The 24,144-nt window shown below is 72.0% G+C and carries 23 protein-coding genes and 1 pseudogene; 13 read left to right on the forward strand and 11 right to left on the reverse strand.

Annotation, left to right across the window (positions count from 1 at the left end; genetic code table 11):
• Position 1 precedes the first annotated feature (1 nt).
• The 5 genes from KAK07_RS20220 to mnmG form a co-directional block, all read right to left on the reverse strand.
• Positions 2–1,042 (reverse strand): OmpA family protein, encoded by a 1,041-nt coding sequence (locus KAK07_RS20220; protein WP_210862868.1) that lies wholly within the window; start codon positions 1,040–1,042, stop codon positions 2–4.
• 92 nt (positions 1,043–1,134) lie between these two features.
• Positions 1,135–1,902, reverse strand: a complete 768-nt coding sequence (locus KAK07_RS20225) for a ParA family protein (protein ID WP_210855272.1) — start codon at positions 1,900–1,902, stop codon at positions 1,135–1,137.
• A 313-nt stretch (positions 1,903–2,215) separates the two neighbouring features.
• Positions 2,216–2,857: a LysE family translocator gene (locus KAK07_RS20230; protein WP_247664505.1), complete on the reverse strand. Its 642-nt coding sequence runs from the start codon at positions 2,855–2,857 to the stop codon at positions 2,216–2,218.
• 89 nt (positions 2,858–2,946) lie between these two features.
• Positions 2,947–3,606: a 16S rRNA (guanine(527)-N(7))-methyltransferase RsmG gene (gene rsmG / locus KAK07_RS20235; protein WP_210862870.1), complete on the reverse strand. Its 660-nt coding sequence runs from the start codon at positions 3,604–3,606 to the stop codon at positions 2,947–2,949.
• A complete protein-coding gene (gene mnmG, locus KAK07_RS20240) occupies positions 3,603–5,615 on the reverse strand; it encodes a tRNA uridine-5-carboxymethylaminomethyl(34) synthesis enzyme MnmG (protein WP_210862872.1) in 2,013 nt (670 codons plus the stop codon). Before mnmG ends, rsmG begins: the two co-directional genes overlap by 4 nt.
• Positions 5,616–5,740: 125 nt before the next feature.
• Between mnmG and KAK07_RS20245 the strand changes: the two genes are divergently transcribed.
• Positions 5,741–6,001, forward strand: coding sequence for a YkgJ family cysteine cluster protein (locus tag KAK07_RS20245; protein WP_210862874.1), 261 nt, complete (start codon positions 5,741–5,743; stop codon positions 5,999–6,001).
• A 38-nt stretch (positions 6,002–6,039) separates the two neighbouring features.
• Here KAK07_RS20245 and KAK07_RS20250 read toward each other — a convergent pair.
• A pseudogene (locus KAK07_RS20250) lies at positions 6,040–6,183 on the reverse strand (DUF2061 domain-containing protein); the annotation flags it as partial.
• A gap of 124 nt (positions 6,184–6,307) precedes the next feature.
• Here KAK07_RS20250 and KAK07_RS20255 point away from each other — a divergent pair.
• A complete protein-coding gene (locus tag KAK07_RS20255) occupies positions 6,308–6,997 on the forward strand; it encodes a Crp/Fnr family transcriptional regulator (protein ID WP_210862876.1) in 690 nt (229 codons plus the stop codon).
• Between the two features lie 90 nt (positions 6,998–7,087).
• The gene (locus KAK07_RS20260) at positions 7,088–7,282 is read left to right on the forward strand and encodes a YgaP family membrane protein (RefSeq protein WP_210862877.1); all 195 of its coding nucleotides are present in this window, start codon (positions 7,088–7,090) and stop codon (positions 7,280–7,282) included.
• A gap of 383 nt (positions 7,283–7,665) precedes the next feature.
• On the opposite strand, the gene KAK07_RS20265 is transcribed toward KAK07_RS20260, so the two are convergent.
• Complete coding sequence (locus KAK07_RS20265) at positions 7,666–8,391, reverse strand: helix-turn-helix transcriptional regulator (protein ID WP_210862879.1); 726 nt, start codon at positions 8,389–8,391, stop codon at positions 7,666–7,668.
• Between the two features lie 110 nt (positions 8,392–8,501).
• On the opposite strand from KAK07_RS20265, the gene KAK07_RS20270 reads away from it, so the two are divergent.
• Both KAK07_RS20270 and gstA read left to right on the forward strand, forming a co-directional pair.
• Positions 8,502–8,951, forward strand: a complete 450-nt coding sequence (locus KAK07_RS20270; RefSeq protein WP_210862881.1) for a DUF4902 domain-containing protein — start codon at positions 8,502–8,504, stop codon at positions 8,949–8,951.
• Positions 8,952–9,293: 342 nt separating this feature from the next.
• Complete coding sequence (gene gstA, locus KAK07_RS20275; protein WP_210862883.1) at positions 9,294–9,902, forward strand: glutathione transferase GstA; 609 nt, start codon at positions 9,294–9,296, stop codon at positions 9,900–9,902.
• A gap of 16 nt (positions 9,903–9,918) precedes the next feature.
• Here the strand turns inward: gstA and KAK07_RS20280 are convergent, their stop codons facing one another.
• A complete protein-coding gene (locus KAK07_RS20280) occupies positions 9,919–11,460 on the reverse strand; it encodes a thioredoxin family protein (protein ID WP_210862885.1) in 1,542 nt (513 codons plus the stop codon).
• A 29-nt stretch (positions 11,461–11,489) separates the two neighbouring features.
• Positions 11,490–12,218: a hypothetical protein gene (locus KAK07_RS20285; protein ID WP_210862887.1), complete on the reverse strand. Its 729-nt coding sequence runs from the start codon at positions 12,216–12,218 to the stop codon at positions 11,490–11,492.
• A 24-nt stretch (positions 12,219–12,242) separates the two neighbouring features.
• On the opposite strand from KAK07_RS20285, the gene KAK07_RS20290 reads away from it, so the two are divergent.
• The 3 genes from KAK07_RS20290 to KAK07_RS20300 all read left to right on the forward strand — a co-directional run bounded on the left by KAK07_RS20290 (position 12,243) and on the right by KAK07_RS20300 (position 15,336).
• Entirely contained in the window at positions 12,243–13,469 is a 1,227-nt protein-coding gene (locus KAK07_RS20290; RefSeq protein WP_210862889.1) for a tetratricopeptide repeat protein, read from the forward strand.
• A gap of 86 nt (positions 13,470–13,555) precedes the next feature.
• Positions 13,556–14,410 (forward strand): pirin family protein, encoded by an 855-nt coding sequence (locus KAK07_RS20295; RefSeq protein ID WP_210862891.1) that lies wholly within the window; start codon positions 13,556–13,558, stop codon positions 14,408–14,410.
• A 194-nt stretch (positions 14,411–14,604) separates the two neighbouring features.
• Positions 14,605–15,336: a hypothetical protein gene (locus tag KAK07_RS20300; protein ID WP_210855244.1), complete on the forward strand. Its 732-nt coding sequence runs from the start codon at positions 14,605–14,607 to the stop codon at positions 15,334–15,336.
• 201 nt (positions 15,337–15,537) lie between these two features.
• On the opposite strand, the gene KAK07_RS20305 is transcribed toward KAK07_RS20300, so the two are convergent.
• Positions 15,538–16,830, reverse strand: a complete 1,293-nt coding sequence (locus tag KAK07_RS20305) for a DUF4397 domain-containing protein (protein WP_210855242.1) — start codon at positions 16,828–16,830, stop codon at positions 15,538–15,540.
• A gap of 239 nt (positions 16,831–17,069) precedes the next feature.
• Between KAK07_RS20305 and KAK07_RS25855 the strand changes: the two genes are divergently transcribed.
• From KAK07_RS25855 to KAK07_RS20320, 3 genes are all read left to right on the forward strand, one after another.
• On the forward strand, positions 17,070–18,479 hold the full coding sequence (locus KAK07_RS25855) for a methyl-accepting chemotaxis protein (RefSeq protein ID WP_210855240.1): 1,410 nt from the start codon (positions 17,070–17,072) through the stop codon (positions 18,477–18,479).
• 52 nt (positions 18,480–18,531) lie between these two features.
• On the forward strand, positions 18,532–19,248 hold the full coding sequence (locus tag KAK07_RS20315) for an SOS response-associated peptidase (protein WP_210862893.1): 717 nt from the start codon (positions 18,532–18,534) through the stop codon (positions 19,246–19,248).
• 109 nt (positions 19,249–19,357) lie between these two features.
• The gene (locus tag KAK07_RS20320) at positions 19,358–19,588 is read left to right on the forward strand and encodes a hypothetical protein (RefSeq protein WP_210855236.1); all 231 of its coding nucleotides are present in this window, start codon (positions 19,358–19,360) and stop codon (positions 19,586–19,588) included.
• Here KAK07_RS20320 and KAK07_RS20325 read toward each other — a convergent pair.
• Positions 19,572–20,396 (reverse strand): MipA/OmpV family protein, encoded by an 825-nt coding sequence (locus tag KAK07_RS20325; RefSeq protein ID WP_210862895.1) that lies wholly within the window; start codon positions 20,394–20,396, stop codon positions 19,572–19,574. The two genes, KAK07_RS20320 and KAK07_RS20325, sit on opposite strands and share 17 nt — an antisense overlap.
• Before the next feature lie 149 nt (positions 20,397–20,545).
• Here KAK07_RS20325 and KAK07_RS20330 point away from each other — a divergent pair, with 149 nt between their 5' ends.
• Together KAK07_RS20330 and KAK07_RS25860 are read left to right on the forward strand one after the other, a co-directional pair.
• Positions 20,546–21,643, forward strand: coding sequence for a TRAP transporter substrate-binding protein (locus tag KAK07_RS20330; protein WP_210862897.1), 1,098 nt, complete (start codon positions 20,546–20,548; stop codon positions 21,641–21,643).
• Positions 21,640–24,144: an ATP-binding protein gene (locus KAK07_RS25860; protein WP_210862899.1), complete on the forward strand. Its 2,505-nt coding sequence runs from the start codon at positions 21,640–21,642 to the stop codon at positions 24,142–24,144. Before KAK07_RS20330 ends, KAK07_RS25860 begins: the two co-directional genes overlap by 4 nt.

Raw genomic sequence — 24,144 nt, forward strand, 5'->3', positions numbered from 1 at the left:
CTTATTGCAGCACCAGCTCGACCCGGCGGTTGCGCGCGCGGCCGTCCTCGGCCGCGTTGCTGGCCAGCGGCGCCAGGCTGGCCACGCCGCGCGGCTGCAGGCGGCGGGCATCGACCTTGTAGGGGGCCGCGCCCAGGGCGGCCACCACCGCCTGCGCGCGCTGCTGCGACAGCGCCAGGTTGGCGTCCAGCGCGCCCTGGTTGTCGGTGTGGCCGACGATGTAGACCTTCAGCGCCGGCTGGGCCTGCAGCAGCTTGGCCATCTCGTCGAGCTGGGCCTTGGACTCGGGCTTGATGTCGGCCTTGCCGGTGTCAAAGAACAGGCCGTACAGCGCGATCTTGCCGTCGCTCTGCAGGCCGGCCTGCAGTGCCTTGGCGTCGACCGCGACCTGGCCGGTGGGCATGGCCTTGGGTTCGACGATCTCCAGGTAGGTGGCGGTGGTGCGGGTGTCGTCGCCCACGGCGCTGGAGGTGTAGGTGAGCACATACACCTCCCGGCCGCCCTGGTTCAGGCTGCCCACCAGCATGCGGCCGTCGTAATGCAGCGGCGAGGACACGTTGTAGGTGCCGCTGTTGACGCTGGCGATCGAGCCCTTGGACCAGGTCATGCCGGCGTCGATGTCGGCGGTCTTGGTCCACGAGAAGTAGAGTTTGCTGCAGTCGCGGTCGCAGGCGTAAAGCTTCTTCAGGCCGGCGGCCTGCAGCGCGGCCTCGTAGTTGCGATGTACTTCGAGCGGGGTCTTGCCCAGCGGCGCCAGGTAGACCAGGCGGGTGAGCTTGCCCTCGACGGTGCGGGTGTCGAGCAGCCTGGAGCGACCGTCCTCGCTTTCACGTGCCGACAGCGGCAGCAGCGCCTGGTCCCAGTCGGCCTTCTTGATGCCCACCAGGGTGGAGCCGGCGAAGCGCTTGACCAGCGGGTGATCAGCGCTGCCGGGCACGTCCGCGTAGCTGGAGGTGGCGGACCAGGCCGGCGCGGCGGCCAGCAGCAGGCAGGACAGCGCGGCGGCGGCGCGGCGCAGCGCCCCGAAGTGAGGAACGGACATCGACAGACTCCCTGGAAGCGCGTTGGTGTGAGCGCCCACAACGCGCGGGCGGCCCGGCCGGTGGACCGGCTGAGCGGGAGTCTAGCGCCGGCTCAGGCGTTCACCCGCTGCACCATCTCGCGCGCGAATTCGACAAACGCCAGGGCGCCCTTGGACGCCGGATCGAACACCACGCCCGGCAGGCCGTAGCTGGGCGCCTCGGCCAGGCGCACATTGCGCGGGATGACGGTGTTGAAAACCTTGTCGCCGAAGTGCGACTTGAGCTGGTCGCTGACCTGGGTCTGCAGCGTGATGCGGGGGTCGAACATCACGCGCAGCAGGCCGATCAGCTGCAGGTCGCGGTTGAGGTTGGCGTGGACCTGCTTGATGGTGTTGACCAGGTCGGTCAGGCCTTCCAGCGCGAAGTACTCGCACTGCATCGGCACGATCACCCCATGGGCGCTGCACAGGCCGTTGAGGGTGAGCAGGCTCAGTGACGGCGGGCAGTCGATCAGCACGAAGTCGTAGTCGGCCTCGGCGGCCTTCAGCGCGCGGCGCAGGCGTTCGTTGCGGTGCTCCAGGGGGACCAGCTCCACCTCGGCGCCGGCCAGCTCGCGGTTGGCGCCCAGCACGTCGTAGCCCGCCTTCTCGGCGCGCGCACGGGCCTCGGCGACGCTGGCGCTTTCCAGCAGCACGTCGTAGACGCTCATCTCCAAACTGCGCTTGTCCACGCCGGAGCCCATCGTGGCATTGCCCTGCGGATCCAGGTCGACCAGCAGCACGCGCTGCCCCACCTTGGCCAGGCCGGCGGCCAGGTTGACGCAGGTGGTCGTCTTGCCGACGCCGCCTTTCTGGTTGGCGATGCAGAAGATGCGGGACATGGTGGGCTGGGATGGGCGCGTAGGGGCGGGGCGATTGTCGCTGGAGTCTGGGACGGGGTGTCTGATTTCTGCCCACAGCGGCCGCAGGCCGCTGTGGGCAGAGCCCTATTCCGTTGAGCTCCCCCCAGCCCCCCTCCAAGAAGGGGGCTCCAGCATGAGCTTCGGGCCGGCCTGCCGGCCGGCGTGGCGCTGGCACGCTTGGCGCACCACCTTTTGTGGTTCTGACTGGAGCCACCCTCTTGGAGGGGGGCTGGGGGGAGCCCAACGTTCGGGGCCTTGGCCCACAGCGGCCAACGGCCGCTGTGGGCAGCATTCAGTCCTTGAGCAGCCGCCAGCCAAACCCGATCAGGAACACGCCGGCCAGTCGCTCCAGCCAGCGGGCCACGCGGCGGTGGGCGCGGACCTGCGCGGCCACGGCCTGGGCGAAGGCGCACAGCAGCAGGCAGTACACCGCCGTGATGAGGGCGATGGTGATGGCCATCGCGGCGAAGGTGGGCAGGCCGCGGTGCTGGGCGGGGTCGATGAAGAGCGGGAAGAAGGCCATGTAGAAGACGATGGCCTTGGGGTTGAGCAGGGTGATCAGCAGCGCCTGGCGGAAGTAGTGGTGCGGCTCGATGCGCACCGGGCTGGCCGATTCACCGTCCTTGGCGGTCAGCAGCTTCAGGCCGATCCAGGCCAGGTAGGCGGCGCCGGCCCAGCGCACGGCGTCGAAGACCGCGGGGTAGGCGGCCATCAGGGCGGCCACGCCGGCCACGGCCAGCCACAGCAGCACCTGGTCGCCGGCAATGATGCCGAAGGTCGCTGCAGCGCCGGCGCGAAAGCCGCCCTTGGCGGTGCTGGTCAGGAGTGCGAACGTGCCTGGGCCGGGCAGGGCCAGGAACAGCACGATGGCCGCGCAGAAGGCCGGGTAGTCGGCGATGCCCATGAACGGGCCGCTGAGGCTGGGAAGGTCCATGGCCTCAGCATACTTCAGCGGCCTGTGGACAAAGCTGTGGACCCGCCTGTGGGCAGGCCGTGGAACAGGGGTGGACGGCCTGTGGGCGGTCAGTGAGCGGGCCGCAGCCAGACGATGCAGCGCTCGGCGTCCAGCCCGGGCACCGTCAGGCGTTCCACGTGGAACATCGACACATCCGTCGGCACGGCCTGGCGCTCGTCCTCGGTCAGGCGGGCCTTCATCGCGGCCCAGCAGCCGCCGGGCGCGAGGCGGCCGCGGGTGAGGGTGATGAAGTCGACCAGCGAGGCGAAGGCCCGCGAGGTGATCATCGTGTATGGCGCGCTGCTCATGGCCTCGACCCGTTGGTGCACCGCCTGCAGCTGGCGCAGGCCCAGCTCGGCACCCACCTGGCGGATGAACGTGGCTTTCTTGGCGACGGTGTCGACACAGGTGACCGACCAGCCGGGGTTGGCGATGGCCAGCACCACGCCGGGCAAGCCGGCGCCGCTGCCCACGTCGAGCAGGCGCAGATCATCGGCGTGGCCCAGGGCGGCGGCCTGCTGGCGCAGCGGCTGCACCACGGCCAGGCAGTCCAGCAGGTGCTGGGTCAGCATCTGCGCGGGATCGCGCACGGCGGTCAGGTTGTAGACCTGGTTCCAGCGGGCGATCAGGTCCAGGTAGGCGAGCAGCTGGGCTTCAGCGCCGTCGGGCAGTGTCAGGCCCAGGGCGGTGATGCCACGCGCCAGCGCGGCGGCGTGCGGGTGGCTCACGGTGGTGTGGTTTCCGGGGTGGCGGTGGCTTGGCCGTCGAAGCCCTTGAAGCGCTTCTTCTTCAGGTGGACCAGCAGCAGTGAGATCGCCGCCGGCGTCACGCCGGAGATCCGGGCGGCCTGGCCCAGGGTCTGGGGCTTCTGGCGGGCCAGCTTCTGGCGCACTTCGTGGCTGAGGGCGGTGACCTGGCTGTAGTCCAGTTCGGGTGGCAGCGTCAGGTGCTCATAGGCCTGGGCGCGCTCGACTTCCTCCTGCTGCTTGTCGATGTAGCCGGCGTACTTGATGCCGATCTCCACCTGCTCGACCACGGTGTCGGCCAGCAGCTCGCCCAGCTCTGCGCGCAAGGTTTCACGTGAAACACCGGCGTCCGGGCGGGCGGTGGCGGCGATCGCGGCCAGGGTGTCGAAGCTGATGCCGGGTCGGCGCAGCAGGTCGGCCAGGTTGTACTCGCGCTCGATCGCCTTGCCCAGCAGCGGCTCGGCGGCTTCGGCCGGGAAGATGCCGGGGTGGACCCAGGTGGACTTCAGGCGTTCGGTTTCACGTGAAACAGCGTCGCGCTTGCGGTTGAAGGCGTCCCAGCGGACGTCATCCACCAGGCCCAGCGAGCGGCCCACCTCGGTCAGGCGGGCATCGGCGTTGTCCTCGCGCAGCTGCAGCCGGAACTCGGCGCGGCTGGTGAACATGCGGTAGGGCTCGGACACGCCCTTGGTCACCAGGTCATCAACCAGCACGCCCAGGTAGGCCTGGTCGCGGCGCAGGCTCAGCGCGGGCCGGCCCAGCACCTGGGCAGCGGCATTGGCACCGGCGAACAGGCCCTGGGCGGCGGCCTCCTCGTAGCCGGTGGTGCCGTTGATCTGGCCGGCGAAGAACAGGCCGCGGATCGCGCGGGTCTCGAACGTGCTGCTCAGCTCGCGCGGGTCGAAGTAGTCGTACTCGATCGCGTAGCCGGGGCGCAGGATGTGGGCGTTCTCCAGGCCGGTCATCGAGCGCACCGCGGCCAGCTGGATGTCGAAGGGCAGCGAGGTGGAGATGCCGTTGGGGTAGAACTCGTTGGTCGTCAGGCCCTCGGGTTCGAGGAAGATCTGGTGGCTGTCCTTGTCGGCGAAGCGGTTGATCTTGTCCTCGATGCTGGGGCAGTAGCGCGGCCCCACGCCCTCGATGATGCCGGTGAACATCGGGCTGCGGTCGAAGCCCGAGCGGATGATGGCGTGCGTGCGCTCGTTGGTGTGGGTGATCCAGCAGGGCAGCTGGCGCGGGTGCATGGCGGCCGAGCCCAGGAAGCTGAACACCGGCACCTCGGGGCCGGTGGGTGCTGACTCGCCCCAGCGGCCCACCAGCGGCACGCCATCACCGGGCTGCTCGGTCAGGCGGGTGAAGTCGATCGTGCGGCCGTCGATGCGCGGCGGCGTGCCGGTCTTCAGCCGGCCCTGCGGCAGCTTCAGCTCCTTCAGCCGGGCCGACAGGCGCTGGGCGGGCGGGTCGCCGGCGCGGCCACCGGCATGGTGGGCCAGGCCCACATGGATCTTGCCGTCCAGGAAGGTGCCGGCGGTCAGCACCACCGCGCGGCCGCGGAAGGTGATGCCCAGCTGGGTGACGGCGCCGGTGACGCGGTCGCCGTCGACCACGAGGTCGTCCACCGCCTGCTGGAAGATCGTCAGGTTCGGCTGGTTCTCCAGGCGGCGGCGGATCGCGGCCTTGTACAGGATGCGGTCGGCCTGGGCGCGGGTGGCGCGCACCGCCGGGCCCTTGCTGCCATTGAGGATGCGGAACTGGATGCCGCCTTCATCGGTGGCCAGTGCCATCGCGCCGCCCAGCGCATCGACCTCCTTGACGAGGTGGCCCTTGCCGATGCCGCCGATCGACGGGTTGCAGCTCATCTGGCCCAGCGTCTCGATGTTGTGGCTCAGCAGCAGCGTGGCCGCGCCCATGCGGGCGGCGGCCAGCGCGGCCTCGGTGCCGGCGTGGCCGCCACCGACGACGATGACGTCGAATTCCTGGGGGTAGATCATGGGCGGGCAGGGGCCGGCGGCTGCGGCGTCGCGCGCGCAGCGTCTCCGGCGTCAGGGGGACCCGTGATTTTAGTGGGCGGCCCGCCGGCGTGCACGCCCGCCCGGCGGCAGGGACAATCCGCCGCATGGACTGTCGACCCCATTGCGCCGCCTGCTGCATCGCACCGTCGATCAGCAGCCCCATCCCCGGCATGCCGCAGGGCAAGCCGGCGGGCGTGCGCTGCGTGCAGCTGGACGACGCCGACCGCTGCCGGATCTTCGGCCGACCGGAGCGGCCCGCGGTGTGCGCGTCGCTGCAGCCGTGCGAGGACATGTGCGGCGACAGCCGCGAGCAGGCGATGCGCTGGCTCAGTGGGCTGGAAGCGCAGACGCGTCCGGCGGACTGACCGCCGCGTCCCGGCGCGGCCCAGCGGTCCCAGGCCTTGTCGAATCCGTAGTGGGCCACGGTGTTGACCAGTGGCTCGACCAGCGTGATCGCACCGGCCAGCGCCAGGCTGCCGGTCAGCGCGTAGCCGACGCCGAACGAGGTGGCGATGTGGACGACGCCGAAGGCGGCGGACTTGGCCATGGACACACTCCTGTGCTGCAATGGCGCCCATTCTCGAAAAAACTATCGAACAGCACCATTTGATAGTTTTGATCGCCTGCATAGCCCGCACCAGGGCGGCCGGTGGCGCTTCTACACTCTGCGCATGACCGACGCCCCGCCTTCCCCCAGCCTCGCCGACCGGTTGGGCCAGGCCTACCCTGCCGTGGCAGCCCTGCCGGCTGAGCTGCGCGACCAGGTGCTGGCCACGCAGGCCATGGTGCTGACGGTGCCGCCGGGCACGCCGCTGTTCGAGGAGGGCGCGCCCTGCCAGGGTTTTCCGATGCTGCTCAGCGGCGAGGTGCGGGTGGCGCGTGGTTCGCAGGGCGGCCGCTCGCTGGAGCTGTACCGGGTGACCCCGGGCGAGCTGTGCGTGGCCTCGACCGCCGGGCTGTTCGGCCAGAGCCCGCTGGTGGCGCACGGCAGCGCCACGCAGCCCACCGAGCTGGTCGTGCTCAGCCGCGCGGGGTTCGAGTTCTGGGTGGTCGATCCGGGCTTCCGGCGCTTTGTCTTCGGCGTCTTCGGCGACCGCCTGGCCGACCTGATGGGCCTGGCCGAGGCGGTGGCCTTCCAGCGCCTGGACCAGCGCCTGGCGGCCGCGCTGCTCGGCCATGGCAGCCCGCTGCTGGTCACCCACCAGACGCTGGCTGACGAGCTGGGCACGGTGCGCGAGATCGTCACCCGGTTGCTCAAGCGCTTCGAGCGCGCCGGCTGGCTCAGCCTGGGCCGCGAGCGCATCGAGCTGCTCGACGCCCCGGCGCTGCGCCGCCTGGCGGCCGGCCAGAGCGCTGAGTGACGGCGGTCACAGACGAATCGCCCCGGCGCGAGCACCATGCGCAGGCCTGGCCCGGCACAGGGCCTTGATCAACGCTGGAAGGAATTCACCATGACTGCAAACGTCGGCGGCATCGACCGCATCGCCCGCATCCTCGTCGGCCTGGTGCTGATCGGCCTCACGCTGGCTGGCCAGATCGGTGTCTGGGGCTGGATTGGCGTCGTGCCCCTGCTGACCGGGCTGACCCGCTTCTGCCCGGCCTACCCGCTGCTGGGCATGAGCACCTGCCCGATGAAGAAGGACTGACACCGCCCCAAGAAAAACGACCCGGAAGGCGCAAGGCCTGCCGGGTCCAAGCTCAGCCCGTCAGGCGCGAGGCCGCGCGGGCTGTGGAGGGATCTCGTTGTCAGCGAACGGGCGTGGCATCCATGTGCGCCTCCGTCTCGTCGCCTTGTTCGGCGGGGTGTCCCAACGACGACCTCACCACTGCTTGTAGATATAGGACGCGCACTGGCGCGACTCACCAACCGCCGGTGCGGGGGAAGTCACGTTGCGACGCGATGACAGCGATTGGGTTCATGGCTCGACTCCTGGTGTCTGGACGGCAATCCGATCTGGAATGACGTCATTGCACCAGCGAGCCCACCCTGCGGGCAGCTACGCGCCGTGGCAGCTTGACAAGTTGGCGCCTATCGTCTAGGCGGGGTGATCAGGCCCAGTCGGACCGCCTTGGCGGCGGCCGAATGCTTGGTGGCGCAGCCCAGCTTGCGCATCGCGTTCTTCAGGTGGAAGGCCACCGTGTGCTCGCTGATGCTGAGCAGCTTGCCCACCACCCAGGCGCTCTTGTCCTCGAGCGTCCAGGTCAGCACGTCGCGCTCGCGCGCGGTCAGGCTGACCGAGTCCTCCTCGGGCTCGGGCACGCGGATCAGGCGCAGCGCGGCGTCATGGCTGTAGACCGCCATCAGCTGCAGCTCGGCCACCAGCGAGGTCAGCGTGTCCACGCTGTCGGGCAGCCGACCCGGACCGTTCACACCCAGCAGGTAATGCAGGCCGCCGGCATGCATGGCCAGGCCGATGCCCTGGTGGAAGCCGAAGGGCGCCTGCTCCTCCCAGAGGTCGGACGCGCCTGCCTTCACATAGGTGTTCTGGTCCCAGACCACCGGCAGCGTCTGGTGCTTGACCGCCTGCAGCACCGGGTCGCGGCGCGAGTTGTCGCGGTTCTTGTGCGCGGCATAGAAGGCCTCGGGAATGTTGCCCACCGAGACGAAGGTGGCGTCGCCGTCGGGCTGGTCCACCACCACCACCGCGCTGACGGTGGCGAAGTCGCGCCGCTGGGCGAAGCGGATCAGCGCGCCTTCCAGGTCGACCAGGCTGGCGGCGTCGCGGGCGTCCAGGTACTCGGTGGCGATCACCATGACGCCCTCCGGGTCAGCCCTATCAACCCAGGCAGGTTGACCCCACCAGCACGCTCCAGACAATGACGGCACGACACATCGCGCCGGACAAACCGGCCCAGGAAGGAACCATGTACCGTTGGAGCACCCTGGCATTGCCGCAGGTCGAATGGCCCACCTGCCACGTCCCCCCCACCCGATTCCGCCACCTGCACACCACGGTGGACGAGCCTGAGCTGCCCCGCGCCCGCGAGGTCGGCTACACCACCTGGCAGTCGATCGAGGCCGGTCCGATGGTGCGGCTGGGCTGGGACTGGGCGCTGATCGACGACGGCATCGTCGTGCTGGCCGACCCGCTGGGCATCAACTCGAACCTGTGCTTCCTGCAGGAGCGCGAGCCGATCCATGCCAGCCGCGCCGCGGCGCACCTGAATGCCATCGTCCATGCGCTGCCCTGGCAGGCGACGATCCTGAAGGCGCTGCGTCGGCTGCGCGCCGACGGCACCCAGGCGCCGCCGTCGCGGGCGCGGCGTCGGCGCGACGACGGCCTGGAGCGGCCGCCCTCGCCGAGTGGGCGCTGACAGGCTGGCGGCAGACCCGCCTGGGGCCGCCCCCGTGCTGACCGGCACCTGGTGCCGACTCCTCGTCATGTTGCGCCCATCGACCATCGCATGACCGCGCGGCCGAGCCGGACCGCGCCACCGAGTCCCGGGCCGCTCTGCGGCGACGCCGTGGACCTGGCTCCCCAGAAACTGCGAATGTATACCGAGCCTGAGGCGCCGACCACCGCAGCGCCCCGATGACACACTTCCGTTGGGTGGCCGCACCACAGCCGTGTGCGCCAGTCGGGGCACGCAGGCCTTGCGAGCGGGGGGTGCTTGCTGGCAGCATCGGCCCCCCTGACCACTGATGGAACCCCTCCGATGAAGCTCTTCTACAGCCCCGGCGCCTGCTCGCTCGCTCCGCACATCGCGCTGCGCGAGACCGGTCTGCCCTTCGACCTGGTGCTGGCCAGCACCAAGACCAAGAAGCTGGCCGACGGCAGCGACTACCTGGCGATCAACCCCAAGGGCCAGGTGCCGCTGCTGGAGCTGGACAACGGCGAGCGCCTCAGCGAAGGCCCGGTGATCCAGCAGTACATCGCCGACCTGGCCCCGGCCAGCGGCCTGGTGCCGCCCGCCGGCACGATGGCGCGCTACCGCGTGCTGGAGTGGCTGAACTTCGTCACCAGCGAACTGCACAAGGGCTTCTCGCCGCTGTTCAACCCGGCCGTGCCGGCCGAGGCCAAGCCCGTCTTCGCCGGCCGCCTGAAGGAGCGCCTGGCCTGGGTCGACAGCCAGCTGGCCGGCCGCGACTACCTGACCGGCGACACCTTCACGATCGCCGACAGCTACCTGTTCGTGGTCAGCAACTGGACCGCGCCCACCGGCATCGACATCAGCGATCTGCCGAACCTGGCGGCCTTCCGGGCCCGCGTGTCGGCCCGCCCGGCGGTGCAGGCGGCGATGCAGGCCGAAGGCCTGATCAAGTAAGCGCTCGCTGACGGCGTCAGCCTTTCAGCAGCGCGTCACAGGTGGCGCGCTGCGCATCGGCGGCCGGCAGGGCCTGGCACACCGGCCCGAGCTGGCCGCGCAAGCGCCCGATCACGGCGGCGTGGCTGCCGTCGGCATTCCAGCTGGCGAGCTTGCTGGACATGCGCTGCAGTGAGCGCGCACTACGCTCGTGGAAGGCGGCATTCTGGCCGGCGGCTTCCTTCAGCATCGCCGCGGCCGCGGCCTCGATGCGCGCGCTGTCCTGCGGCGCCAGATCGACCAGCGTGCTGACATAGGCGGCGCCCCATTGCAGCCGGGTGGCGCCGCCGCTGGCGCGCTCGAAGGCCTGGCCTGACCAGTCCACCGCCTCGGCCGTGCGCCCCTGCTGGCGTGCGTTGCTGGCCAGCTGGCTCATCAGGTAGTAGGGCGAGTGGCTCTTCGCCAGGTTGGCCTTCAGCAGCGCGTCGCTGTCGGCCCACAGGCCGGCGCGGGCCAGGCCATGGGCGGCGGCGGTGATCACGGTCTGGCGCTCGTTGCCGTCCTTGACGTCGCGGTCGAACAGCGCGGCCATGTCGCGCATCTGCTGCTTCAGTGTTGCGGGCAGGGTGGGTGCCTTGGTGTCCTTGGGCTGGCCCAGGCGCTGCAGGTCGATGCGGGCGATCAGCGCGCTCAGGCGGTCGGCGCGCGACAGCGTGGCGTCGGCCTGCAGGGCCTGGAGCGCGCGGTCGTAGGCGGCCACCAGCGCATCGCGGTCGGCGCCGGCCACCGGGGCGGCGGCCGCGGCCAGCTCGGCCGGGTAGTTGACCAGCACGTCCATCAGCGCGCGGGCGCGGGCCGGCTGGCCCATCAGCGCCTGCACCCGCTGGCGGGTGGCGGCATCGGCGCGCAGACCGCGCTGCTCGTTGCTGGCGGCCAGCGCGCGCAGCAGCAGGCGCTCGGCGCTGTCACGCTCGGTCTTCGGGCAGGCGGCAGCCAGCTGGGCCAGCAGGCCGGGGCGCTCGGCTTCGGGCACCAGGCGGTCCTCGTCGGTGTCCCAGCTGTAGAAGGCCAGCAGCTGCCACTCGGCGGGCTTGAGCGGCTTGCCGGCGCGCGCATCGGCCAGCACCGCCGACACCGGCCGTCCGCCCGACAGGCCCAGCTGCAGCACGCGCAGCACCTGCGGCGCGTCAATCTCGCCAGGCAGGCGGGTGAGCTCCTGGCCCTGGGCGTCCATCAGGATCATCGTCGGGTAGCCGCGCACCTTGAAGCGGCTGGCCAGCTTCTGCGCGCCGGGCGCGTCGCCGTCCAGATAGACCGGCACCACCGACTTGCTGCGCTCGATGAAGTCCTGGCGGTTGAACAGCGTGGACTTCAGGTGGTTGCAGGGCGGGCACCACACCGCGCCCCAGTACAGCAGCACCGGCTTGCGCTGCTCGCGGGCCTGGGCGAAGGCGCGCTCGATGTCGGCGTCGGCCTCGGCGCTGAGCCAGGCCACGGCGCCCGGGCCCGAGGGCAGGGCGGCAGGCACCGGGCCGGCCAGCGCACAGAGCAGGGTGGCGATCAGGGCAGTGTGTTTCATGGCGGCTCCGCGGTCGGGGCCCGATTCTGCTACGCCACCGGCCCCAGTGGCGCCTGGGGACTCTCCTCGTCCGGCGGCTCCGGCGTGGCGCGGGCCAGCGCCATCCACAGGCCCAGCTGCGGCGTGAACGGGCGCCGGGGCGCCGGGCGCAGCACCTCCAGCGCGCCGCCGGGCGTGGCCTGCAGCACGCCGAACAGCGGCGGGATCTCGTCGGCCTGCGCAATGCCGGCGGCCAGCACATACCAGCACTCGCTGGCCAGCGCCCGGTAGGCCTCGGCCTTGGCCGGGCGGCGCAGGTCGGCCAGCAGGTCGGCGCGCGAGACCTTCACCTCGTGGGCGATCGGCAGCAGCGCGTCCTCGCGGGTGGTGTGGCGGATCGAGTAGACATCCGGCATGGCCACCACCCAGCGCGTGCGGCTGCCGCCGGCCGCCCCGGGCTCGACCAGCGGGGCGCGCAGCGCCAGGCCGCGCCAGGCCAGCCGGCCGTCGCGCTGCATCGCCTGCGCGACCTGCGCGACCAGGTCCTCGTGCGCGCCGCGCGCGGCCTGGTGCCGCCGCCGCGCGTCCAGCAGCTGGGCGATGCCGGCATCGGTCAGGCGCAGCGTCTCGCGGCCCTCGCCGTCGAGCAGGCGCTCGACCCAGCCGGCGCCGATCAGCTCCAGCTCCAGCATGTCGCGGCTGGGCCAGCCGGCCGAGCGCCACAGCGCGCGCAGTCGCTGGCGCTGGGCGGGCGTGGCGCGAAGAGCAGGCGCGGTCATCGCCCCGCATGCTAGCCTCGCGCCATGGCCGACAACACCCCTGCGCGCCCGATGCCCGAGGGCTGGGACCAGCCCGCTGAACGCCTGTGGCGGGCGGGCCAGCGCATGCCGGCCATCCAGGCGGCCGTGGCGTCGATCAACGGCTTCGGCGAACGCAAGCCGGCGCCGCGCGTGCTGCAGCTGGCCTACTACCTCTTCCTGATCGGTGACTACGGCGGCGCCGCCACGGTGCTGGAGCAGCTGCTGCGCCAGCAGCCTGAACACCAGGAGGCCCTGATCAACCTGGCCGTCTGCCTGCAGCGCCTGGGCCGGCACGGCGAGGTGCTGTCGCTGTCCGAACGGGTGCTGGCCTTGCAGCCCGATCTGCCGCTGGCGCTGGACCTGCGGGCCAAGTCGCTGATGCGCGTGGGCCGCCGCGCGGAGGCCCAGGAGGCCGGGCGCCTGTCGCTGGAGACCAAGGACCGCGCACTGCCCGAGCCCGGATCACCCTGGCAGCCGCCACCGCACCCGCTGGCGCAGCAGGTGCAGGGCAAGGCGTCGGTGGTGTCGTTCTCGCTGTGGGGCGCCAACCCGCGCTACCTGCGCGGCGCGCTGCGCAACGCACTGCTGATGCCCGACCTCTACCCCGGCTGGGTGATGCGTCTGTCGCTGGACGAGAGCGTGCCCCAGGCCTTCGTCGACGCGCTGCGCGCGCTGCGGGTGGACGTGCGCGTGATGCCGTCCGGGCAGTCGCTGCGCCAGCGCCTGTGCTGGCGCTTCCTGGTGGCCAACGACCCGGCGGTGGGGCGCTTCGTGGTGCGCGACTGCGACTCGGTGTTCAGCCTGCGCGAGGTGCGCGCGGTCGACGACTGGATCGCCTCGGGCCGCTGGTTCCATGTGATCCGCGACTGGTGGACCCACACCGACCTGATGCTGGCCGGCCTGTGGGGCGGCGTGGCCGGCGTGCTGCCCGACCTGGGGCCGCTGCTGACGGCCTACCAGAGCCGCCAGGCCGAGACGCCCAACGTCGACCAGTGGTTCCTGCGCGACTGCGTCTGGCCGCTGGTGCGCCGCCATGTGCTGGTCCACGACCGCCTGTTCGCGGTCGAGGGCCGGGTGACGCTGCCCGATCCGCAGGGCAACTTCCACATCGGCCAGGATGAGTTTTCCGCCCACCGCGAGCGCCAGCAGCGGCTGCTCAGCGCCTGGATCGAGCGCCTGCCCTGCCTGCGCCTGCCTGACGACGTGCCCGTCGAGGCCATGAAGCGCTGAGGCGCCCCGCACCAGCGAGAAATTGCAACGCTGCGTGCGGCGCGCCTGCACCTGGGGCGCCCGCGTCGGCTCTAGCATCTGTGCCCATGGACACCCTCACCTCGCCCCGTCTCCTCGACACCATCGTCACCGGCCGCCCCACCAGCGACGGTGCCGGCGTGCGCCTGGTGCGCCTGCTCGATGGCCCGCTGCAGCAGCGCCTGGATCCGTTCTTGATGCTCGACGCTTTCGGCTCGGATGAGGCCGCCGACTACATCGCCGGCTTCCCGGACCATCCGCACCGCGGCTTCGAGACCGTGACCTACATGATCGCCGGGCGCATGCGCCACCGCGACTCGGCCGGCCACGAGGGCCTGCTGGAAAACGGCGGCGTGCAATGGATGACCGCCGGCCGCGGCGTCATCCACAGCGAGCTGCCCGAGCAGGAAGAGGGCCGGATGGAGGGCTTCCAGCTCTGGCTGAACCTGCCCGGCCGCGACAAGCTGTGCCCGCCCTGGTACCGCGACTTCAGCGACGCCCAGATCCCCGAGTGGCAGGCCAGCGGCGTGCGCGTGCGCGTGATCGCCGGCCAACACCAGGGCGTGCAGGGCGCGGTGCAGCGCGAGGCCACCCAGGTGCTGTACCTGGACGTGCACCTGGCGCCGGGTGCGTCGCACGCGGTGGCCATCCCGGCCGCGCACAACGCCTTCGTGCACGTCTACCGTGGCGAAGCCGCGCTGGGTGGCGGCCGCCTGGTGGCGGGCCAGATGGGCCTGCTGGCCAACCAGGCCGGCAGCGACGGCGTGCAGCTGTCCAACCCCGGTGTGCAGCCGGCACGCCTGCTGGTGCTGGCGGGCCAGCCGCTGGGTGAGCCGATCGTCCAGTACGGCCCGTTCGTGATGAACACGCCGCAGCAGATCCACGAGGCGATCGCCGACTTCCGCGCCGGCCGCCTGGCCTGAGGGCGCGCGCGGCCCGGTCGGGCCGGACCGGCCGGACTGGCGCGACGGCCAGGTCGGAAACTGGGGGGGGACTGCACACCTAGGGGGGTGTCTGGTGAGCCGTCCCACCCGGGCGCTGGGCGTTCCCCATCGAGGCCGCCACGTGGACGGCCCCGCCCCGGGGCGGCGAGCAGCCCGAAGCCCGACACCACACCATGAAGACCACCCACCTGAGTGCGCTGCGCGTCATGTTCGCGCTCGCCGCTGTCCTGGCCCTGGGCCAGGGCCTGACCGCCTGTGGCGGCAGTGACTCACCCGCCCCTGCGCCGGTGCCGGCGCCGCCCCCTCCCCCTCCCCCGCCGCCGCCCCCGCCTCCTCCTCCGCCCCCCCCGCCGCCGTCCGGCGATGGTCCGACGGTCACGCTGTCGCAGCTGGAGAAGCTCTGCCCGACCAAGACCACGCTGGGCACCATCGTCGCCTACACGCAGTGCAAGGCCTCGACCACCGACGCGCAGGCGAACCAGGACGTGTTCGGTGCGATCAACGCCTGGATCGCGGCCAACTCCGACACCGCCACGCCGCCCAACGGGCCGGGCAAGGTGTACCAGGCTGACGGCCTCAAGGGTCAGGCCACCGACGGCTCACTGACCACGATCGCCCTGAACGACGACTGCAACTTCTTCCTGGAGCCGGGGCTGGGCATCTGGATGCCCACCTACCAGCAGGCCAAGCTGGCGGCGACACCGTCGCTGGCCTTTGCCGGCACAGCGGTGGACGAGATCGACGTCGATGCCAACGGCGTGGTGATCTACATGCGCACCGGCGACTTCATGAGCACCGGTGGCGGCATGGAGTTCAACTTCCCCGGCGTCACCGGCGGCACCGTCGCCGAGCACATCTGGGGCGTGTCCGGCAAGTTCGTGTTCTGCAAGCTCAAGTCGTCTTGAGCGGAGCGCCCCGTGCCGCGGTACCCCGCGGCCGGGGGCGCCGCGCAGGCCAGCGCACGGCCGCTCCACGGGCTCGCAGAGCTCGCCCGGCTCGTCAGGCGCGCCGACGTCCTCAGGACGTCGACACGTCAGGACTCGCCCAAAGCGGCCTGCGCACCCCCTCGGGGGGTGGCCGCGGTACCCCGCGGCCGGGGGCGCCAATCAGCGTTCCTTGCGCAGCGCCCCCGAAGGCGCGGCCGAGGTGCCGAACATGAACACCGTGTACACGCCCTGTGCCGCCAATGCGGTGTCGGTGAGGCTGTAGAGCGCGGTCGAGGACAGCGCCGAGCTGACCTCCAGCGTCGCGGCGTCGTTGCTGTTGAGCGCCACCGGGTCGGACACCGCGCCGGCGGCCAGGTCCGAGATCACGGCCTCGTAGTCGACCGTCAGCGTCAGCGGGTAGCTGTCCATGCCGTTCATCGCATTGAGCAGACGCAGCTTGTACTTGCTGGTGCTGGTGGGCAGGCGGTTGTCGTCCTCGACCACGCTGACGGTGGGCGAGGCGGCGGTGCCGCTGACCAGCAGCGTGTAGTCGCCGCCGGCCTCCAGCGTGGCGGTGCGCGCGGCCAGGCTGCTGCCCGCCACGCTGACGCTGATCGCCACACTGCTGCCCGCGTCCACCAGCTTGTAGCTGCCGATCGTCGGCGAGGGCGCGCCGCTGAGCAGCGACACGCCGCCCACGCTGGCGCTGACCGTGGCGCCACTGGCCACGCCCCCCACCACGCGCACCCGCGCCTGGGTGTTCAGCAGCGCGGTGACCGCGCCGCCCTGCACCAGCTGCATCGCATGCACCAGCACGCCGCCCGGGCCGGGCATCAGCACCAGCGTGACCACGCCGGTGCTGGCCAGCGTGATGCTGGCCACGTCCAGCCGCAGGTCGCTGGTGTCTTCACTGGCGGTGACGCGCAGGCGGTAGGTGCCGGCGGTCACGCTGGTCACGCTCGAGGACGAGCCGCCCGCCACGCCGGTGGCCACCGGTGTCGAGGCGTCCAGGTCATCGCTGGCGGCGGTCAGGTAGACGTCCAGGCTGCCGGCATCGCTGGCGGTGTTGAGCACCGTCAGCTTGGTCTTGCCGCTGTCGGCGGCGTCCACCGAGTCGGCGATCAGGTTGGACTTCAGCGCCCCCTGCCAGCCGTAGGCCACGGCGGTGTACTGGGTGTCGGTCTCCAGCGTACGGCTCTGGCTCAGCAGGTAGGTGGCCGAGTCGGCATTGGTCAGTGCCGCGGTGACGGTCGCGGCCGAGACGCTGGTGTAGCTGCTGGCGCTGCCGTAGGCCACCGAGGACAGCAGCAGCTCATCGTCGATGTACAGGTCGAGCGCGTCGTAGCCGCTGGCGTTGACCAGGCGCAGCGAGGCATCGCCACTGCTGGAGCCCCCGCAGCCGACCAGGCTGGTCATCGGCAGGGCGGCAATCAGGCCCAGGAAGTGGCGCTTGGACAGGCGGTGTTCGGACAAAAGGGGCTCCTCGGCAGGTCGGTTGGGTGTCTTGTCGGCTGGCAGGCGATCGTGGCGAGGGCGTGTTGCGCGCATGTTGCGCGGCGGTCGCTTGCGCGTGAACCCCGCGCGGGTCGCCCCCGGCGGAACAGGACCGGCAAGCCCGGGCATTTTGCGCCTATGGCCGCCCGGACTGACCGGCACAGTGGCGTCCTGGGCGACTGCCCCCGTCGCCGTCCCGTTCCTTGCCAGGAGACCGCATGGCCTCGTCCCTTCCCCCGTCCCGCCTGGCCCGCCAGGCGGATCGACTGATCCTGTTGTCCCTGCTCGCCTCGGTCGTGATGGCCGTCGGGCTGGGGGTGTATGTCGGCCAGCCGGGCCTGGCCCTGGGCGCCGGCCTGCCGCTGGCCCTGCTGGGCACCCTGGTGGCGCTGGGCGCGCCGGGCTCGCTGGCGTCGCGGCTGGTGCTGTCGGCGACGCTGATGTCCAGCGTGGCGCTGCACATCCAGCTGGCCCGCGGCCTGACCGAGATGCACTTCGGCGTCTTCGTGACCCTGGCCTTCCTGCTGGCCTACCGTGACTGGCGGCCGCTGGTGCTGGCGGCCGGCGTGATTGCGGTGCACCACGTGGTGTTCGATCGTCTGCAGGCGGCCGGCCTGGGCACCTACTGCCTGGCCGAGCCCGACCTGATGCGGGTGATGGTGCACGCCGGCTACGTGGTGGTGCAGACCGCGCTGGAGGTGTACCTGGCGACGCTGATGCGCAGCGCGGCCACCCAGGGCCAGGAGCTGGAAAGCCTGGTCGAGCACCTGGGCGCCCAGGGCCGCATCGCGCTGGACGTGCAGTCGCTGCCGGCGCGCACGTCCGCGGCCGCCGGGCTGAAGACGGCGCTGCTGTCGCTGGGGGAGGTGCTGAAGACCGTGGGTGGCAGCATCGCCAGCATCCAGACCGCGTCCAGCGAGATCGCCAGCGGCAGCCTGGACCTCAGCGGCCGCACCGAGCAGGCTGCCGGACAGCTGCAGCAGACCGCCTCGGCGATGGTGCAGCTCTCGGGCGCCGTGCAGCAGACGGCCGAGTCCGCCCGCGTGGCCAGCCAGCTGGCGGCCGGCGCCGCCGAGGTGGCCGGGCGCGGCGGCCAGGTGGTGGCCGACGTCGTGACCACGATGGGCGAGATCAACCAGGCCTCCAAGCGCATCGCCGACATCATCGGCGTCATCGACGGCATCGCCTTCCAGACCAACATCCTGGCGCTGAACGCGGCGGTCGAAGCCGCCCGCGCCGGCGAGCAGGGCCGCGGCTTCGCGGTGGTGGCCGGCGAGGTGCGCAGCCTGGCCGGCCGCTCGGCCGAGGCGGCGCGCGAGATCAAGCAGCTGATCGGCGACAGCGTGCAGAAGGTGGACGCCGGCGCCCAGCTGGTGGGCTCGGCCGGCACGACGATGGACGAGATCGTCGCCGCGGTGCAGCGCGTCTCCGACATCATCCGTGACATCACCGCCGCCACGCAGGCCCAGAGCGAGGGCATCGCCCAGGTCAACGGCGCGGTGCACCAGCTCGACGCCTCCACCCAGCAGAACGCCGCGCTGGTCGAGCAGAGCTCGGCCGCTGCCGAGAGCCTGCGCCAGCAGGCCGGTCAGCTGGCCCAGGCGATGCAGGGCATCCGCGCCGCCTGAACGCCCGCGGCCCTATCATCCAGGCCGACCCATTGCCCGGGAGGAGCCTGCGATGTGCGGCCGCTACGTGGTGGCCTATGACCCTGCGACGCTGGTACAGGGTTTCAGCCTGACCCGCATCCAGCCCTTCGAGCGGCGCTGGAACATCGCCCCGCAGAGCGAGGTGCCGGTGGTCCATGACACGCGCGAGGGCGAGCGCATCGGCACGCTGATGCGCTGGGGCCTGGTGCCGCACTGGGCCAAGGACGCCGGCATCGGTGCCAAGCTCAACAACGCGCGGCTGGAAAGCGCGGCCGAGAAGCCGTCGTTCCGCCAGGCGCTGCGCCGACGCCGCTGCCTGATCCCGGCCAGCGGCTTCTACGAATGGCAGCCGCGCCGCGGCGCCGACGGCAAGCCCTTCAAGCAACCCTGGTACTTCAGCGCCGCCGACGGCGCGCCGCTGGCCTTCGCCGGCCTGTTCGAGGCCTGGCGCCCTGACGAAAGCGCCGACTGGCTGCTGAGCTGCTGCATCCTGACCCGCGAGGCCAATGCCACGATGGCGCCGGTGCACGACCGCATGCCGGTGATCGTCGAGCCGGCGCACTGGGCGGCTTGGCTGGACCGCGGCGAGCAGCGGCCCGAGGCACTCGCTGCGCTGCTGCCGCCGACACCGCCGCAGGCGCTGCGCAGCTGGCCGGTCGACCGGGCGGTGGGCCGCGCCAGCGTGGACGGCGAAGCCCTCACCGCCCCGCTGGCCGAGCCCCTGACGCCGCTGCCCCCCGAGGCGTAGGGGGGCCAAGGCGGCTTTTCCCCCGCATTTCGCCACGCTGCGGGCCTCACGCGGCCCTTAGGCTCTGGACCGAAGCCTCCGACATTGCAGGAGTCGTCCGGAGAACGCCATGCCCCTTCAACTCGCCCGCCGATTTGCCGCCGCGCTGCGCCCCGCCCCCGCTGTCTCCACCTGCTGGGCCGACACCCAGCCGATGGGCCTGAGCGTGGAATCACCGCCGCGGCCGCGCCCCTTCCGCCAGGTGCTGGCCGGCCTGCAGGTGCAGGAAAGCCGCGACGAGGACCTGTTCGCGACCTACTTCGGCGCCCACGAATCGCTGGGTCTCAGTCAGGAGAACTGATGTAGACCAGCCCCAGCACCAGCCCCACCGAGCTGCGCTGGAGCGTCAGCGGGCTGGCCGCCGCGGGGCCCAGCATGTAGGTCAGGCCGACCGTGCCGCCCAGGCGCCAGTTCGGGTGGACGCGCCAGGTCAGTCCCGTGCCCACATGGACATCGGTGAGGCCGGCGCCCGGGTCGTAGGCCGGCAGCCCGGCCGCCGGCGCCGAGGCGGCCGGCACGCCGTGGTGGCTGCGCATGTAGGTGGCGTCCGCCGCACTCAGGCCGATGCCCTGGGTCCAGCGCAGCGTGGGTGACAAGGCCACCCGGCGCGACAGATCCACCGACAGCGTCACGCCGCCGTCGCGGCCCAGCAGGTCGCTTGACAGCGCGGCGCTGATGGCGCGCTGGTCATCGGCCTCGCCCTCCAGCGCGTAGCGGCCGTAGAGCCGGGCGCGCAGCGTGCTGCGCACCTCGGGCAGCGCGGCCAGGCGCGGGTCGTCGCTGGCGAAGCGGCCCTTGTCGTAGCGCAGTGCCAGGCCCGAGCTCCACCGGGTCGACTCCACCAGCGACACGCTGGCGCCTGGCGCCCGGCTGCCGTCGCTGGGCCCCTCGATCAGGTTGGCCTGCGACGAGGTCAGCCGGAAACGCCCCCAGCGCAGCCCGATCACCGGCCGCGCCGACACGTCGTAGTTGTCCGAGCCTGCATAGCTGGGCTTCCAGGCCGTGGCCAGCCCGACCTGGTAGCTGAAATGGCCTTCGTCATCGGCGGCGTGGCTGGCCGGGGCCAGCAGGCTGGCCAGACCGGCCAGGGCCAGGGCGTGCAGTCGCATGGGATGAGGGCGGTAGTGGCGCATGGTCGGCGATGCTAGTGGGTCAGGATTGACGACGTCTGAAGAGGGATGTCACCCCGACGGTGCCATACTTCCAGCCACCACTGCGGCCGCAGCGAGCCGCGGCGCGCGATGAAGGAGTTCCAGCGATGCACCACGGCACCTGGTGGCGATCGGGGCGGCAACCGGCCGTGCGATGGTCTGGCCGCCGGGCGCTCATGGCGGCGGCCTGGCTGGTCGCGGCGACGGCCACGGCCGCAGCGCCGGAGCCCACCGTGCTGCGCGTGGTGGGGGGCCTGGCAGGCGTCAACCAGTACCTGCGCCACGAGGAGCCGTTCTGGTCGCAGGAGCTGCCGGGCCTGAGCGCCGGGCGCCTGCGTGCCGACATCGTGCCCTTCGACCGCGCCGGCATCCGGGGTGCCGACATGGTGCGGCTGATGCAGTTGGGCGTGGTCAGCTTCGGCACACTGCTGGTCAGCCAGGCCAGCGGCCAGGACCCGCTGCTGGGCGCAGTGGACCTGGCGGGCCTGAACCCGGACATCGCCAGCCTGCGCCGCCACCTGGCGGCCTTCCGGCCCCTGCTGGCCGAGCGCCTGCGCGAGCGCCACGGCATCGAGCTGCTGGCGGTCTACACGTACCCGGCGCAGATGGTCTTCTGCAACAAGCCGCTGGCCAGCCTGGGCGACCTGGCGGGCCGCAAGGTGCGCACCTCCAGCCCCACCCAGGCCGACTGGGTGGAAGCGCTGGGCGGCACCGCGGTCACCACGCCCTTCGCCGAGATCGTGCAGCAGATGCGCAGTGGCGGCCTGGACTGCGCGGTCACCGGCAGCATGTCGGGCAACACCATCGGCCTGCACGAGGTCACCACCCACATCCACACGCTGCCGATCACCTGGGGGCTGTCCTACTTCGGCGCCAACCGCGCTGCCTGGCTGGCGCTGCCGGCCGACCTGCGCCAGCTGCTGAACCGCGAGCTGGCGCGGCTGGAACACGACATCTGGCTGGAGTCCGACCATGAAACCGGCGAAGGCCTGGCCTGCAACATCGGCGCCCAGGCCTGCGTGGGCGGCCGCAAGGGCCGCATGGCCGAGGTGCGGGCGACGCCGGCCGATGTCCGTCGCCAGCGTGAGATCTTCGCCAGCACCGTGCTGACCCGCTGGCTGCAGCGCTGCGGCGCCGGCTGCGCCGAGGCCTGGAACCGAACGCTGGGGCCGGTCAGCGGCACGATGGCGCCGCGCGGACCGTGACCCCCACCGCCCTGTCCACCGACGGCGCGGCCGAGACCCGGCGCACGCGCCGCGCCGTGGGCCTGATGGCCGCGGTGCTGGTGGCCCTGGTCGCCGGGGTGACCGCCTGGCTGCTGCACAGCCTGCGCGAGGAGGCGCTGCGCGAAGCGCGCGGCGCCGTCGAGCGCCAGGTGGCCGGCGCCGAGGCCGCGCTCAACCGCAGCCTGCTGGGCCTGGATCTGCTGCTGGCCGGCCACGACAGCACGCTGCAACCGGCCTGGTCGCCCACCGGCCTGGACGAGGCCCGCGCCCGCCAGCTGCTGTATGCCACCGTGCGCCAGAACCTGTCGCTGCGCGACGTGGCCCTGATTGACGAGCAGGGCCGGGTGCGGGTGTCGGCCCAGGCCCTGGACGGCCGCCCGCCGATGCAGCCGCCGGCCGACTGGCTCAGTGGCCTGCGCCAGCAGGCCGTGCCCCAGCTGCGCGTGTCCGCGCCGGTCCAGACCTTTGCCACCGCCGAGCGGGTGCTCTACCTGGCGCGGCCGCTGATCGACCCCGGCGGGCGGCGCTGGTTCATCGTCGCCGAGTGGCCAGCGGCGGTGGCCGCGTCCATCCTCGGCCCGAATGCCGAGGAAGGTGGCATCTGCCTCACGCTGGAGCGCGACGACGGACTGCTGATGGCCGTGGCGCCACCGCAGGACGCCCTGCTGGGCAGCCAGCTGGCCCGGCCGCTGGGCACGCTGAAGACCGGCGGCGAGGCGCAGGAGGTGGAGGGGCGCCTGCGTGGCGAGCCCGCGCTGGTGGCCGCGCGGCCGCTGCTCTACCAGGGCCTGCTGGTCAGCGCCGGCCTGTCGCAGGCGGCGGCGCTGCAGGAGGGCGAGCTGACGCGCCGCCTGGTGGTGGCGGTGGCGGCCTTGTTCTCGCTGGCGCTGATCGGTGCCGCCGTGGCCGCCGACCACTACCTGCGGGGCCTGGCGCGCGCCCGCGCCGAGACCCAGCGCACCAAGGACTCGCTCGAGCGCGCGCTGTCGGCCATGGGTGACGGCTTCCTGCTGTGCGACGCGCAGGACCGGGTGGTCGTGTGGAACCAGCGCTACGAGGAGCTGTTCCCCTGGCTCAAGCCGGTGCTGGCGCCGGGCGTCGACTTCGAGCGCCTGGCCCTGACCGGTGCGCTGGCGCTGATGCCCGACGCCAGCCAGGCCGACCAGCAGGGCTGGGTGCAGATGCGCCTGGCCGTGCACCGCCAGCGCGAAGGCGGCTACGAGCAGGAGCTGCCCGACGGCCGCGTGATCCACGCGGTGGAGCGGCGCACGCCCGAGGGTGGCGTGGTCAGCGTGTTCCGCGACATCACCCGCAACGAGCGCGAGCTGGCGCGCGCCAAGCAGGCCGCCGAGGCCGCCAACGAGGCCAAGTCGCGCTTCCTGGCGGCGATGAGCCACGAGATCCGCACCCCGCTGAACGCCGTGCTGGGCATGAACAGCCTGCTGCTGAACACGCCGCTGAGCGACGAGCAGCGGCGCTGCGCCGAGCTGATCCACGGCTCCGGCCAGACCCTGCTGGCCTTGATCAACGACATCCTGGACCTGTCCAAGGTCGAGGCCGGCCACCTGACGCTGGAGCTGGCCGATGTCGATCTGGCGCGCACCGTCGACGAGGTGGCCTCGCTGCTGCGCCTGCGCGCCCAGGCCAAGGGCCTGGCGCTGGACCTGGTGGTCGCGCCCGGCCTGCCCGAGCGCCTGCGCGCCGATGCCAGCCGGCTGCGCCAGGTGCTGTTCAACCTGCTGGGCAACGCGCTGAAGTTCACCGACCACGGCCGCATCAGCGTCGAGCTGGGGCACCAGTGGCTGCCCGATGGCCGCTGCGAGGTCTCGATCGCGGTGCGCGACACCGGCATCGGCATCGTGCCGGAGCTGCTGCCCCGGCTGTTCACCCGCTTCACCCAGGGCGACAGCGGCGCGTCCCGGCGCTATGGCGGCAGCGGGCTGGGCCTGGCGATCAGCCGCGAGATCGTCCATCTGATGGGCGGGCGCATCGACGTGCAGAGCGCGCCAGGCGTGGGCAGCTGTTTCACCGTGCTGCTGCCGCTGCAGCCGTCCACCGAGGCGGCCGACGCGCTGCCGCAGGGGGCCGGCGGCGCCTCGGCCTTGCGCGCGCCGCTGCGCATCCTGGTGGCCGAGGACAACGCGGTCAACCAGATCCTGATCCAGGCCATGCTCGACCAGCTGGGCCACCCCTGCACCATCGTCGCCGACGGGCTGGAGGTGCTGCGCGAGGTGCAGGCCGAGCCCTACGACCTGGTGCTGATGGACGTGCAGATGCCGCGGATGGACGGCGAGTCGGCCACCCGCGCGATCCGCGCGCTGCCGCCGCCGCTGTCGCGCATCCCGATCATCGCGATGACCGCCAATGCCATGGTCGAGGACCGCGCCGCCCACCTGGCGGCCGGCATGGACGACCACGTCAGCAAGCCGCTGGACCTGGGCCTGCTGGCCGCGGCGATCGAGCGCGCGCGGCGCGGCTGA

The organism is Ideonella alba (assembly GCF_018069875.1).
Lineage (GTDB): Bacteria > Pseudomonadota > Gammaproteobacteria > Burkholderiales > Burkholderiaceae_C > Ideonella > Ideonella alba.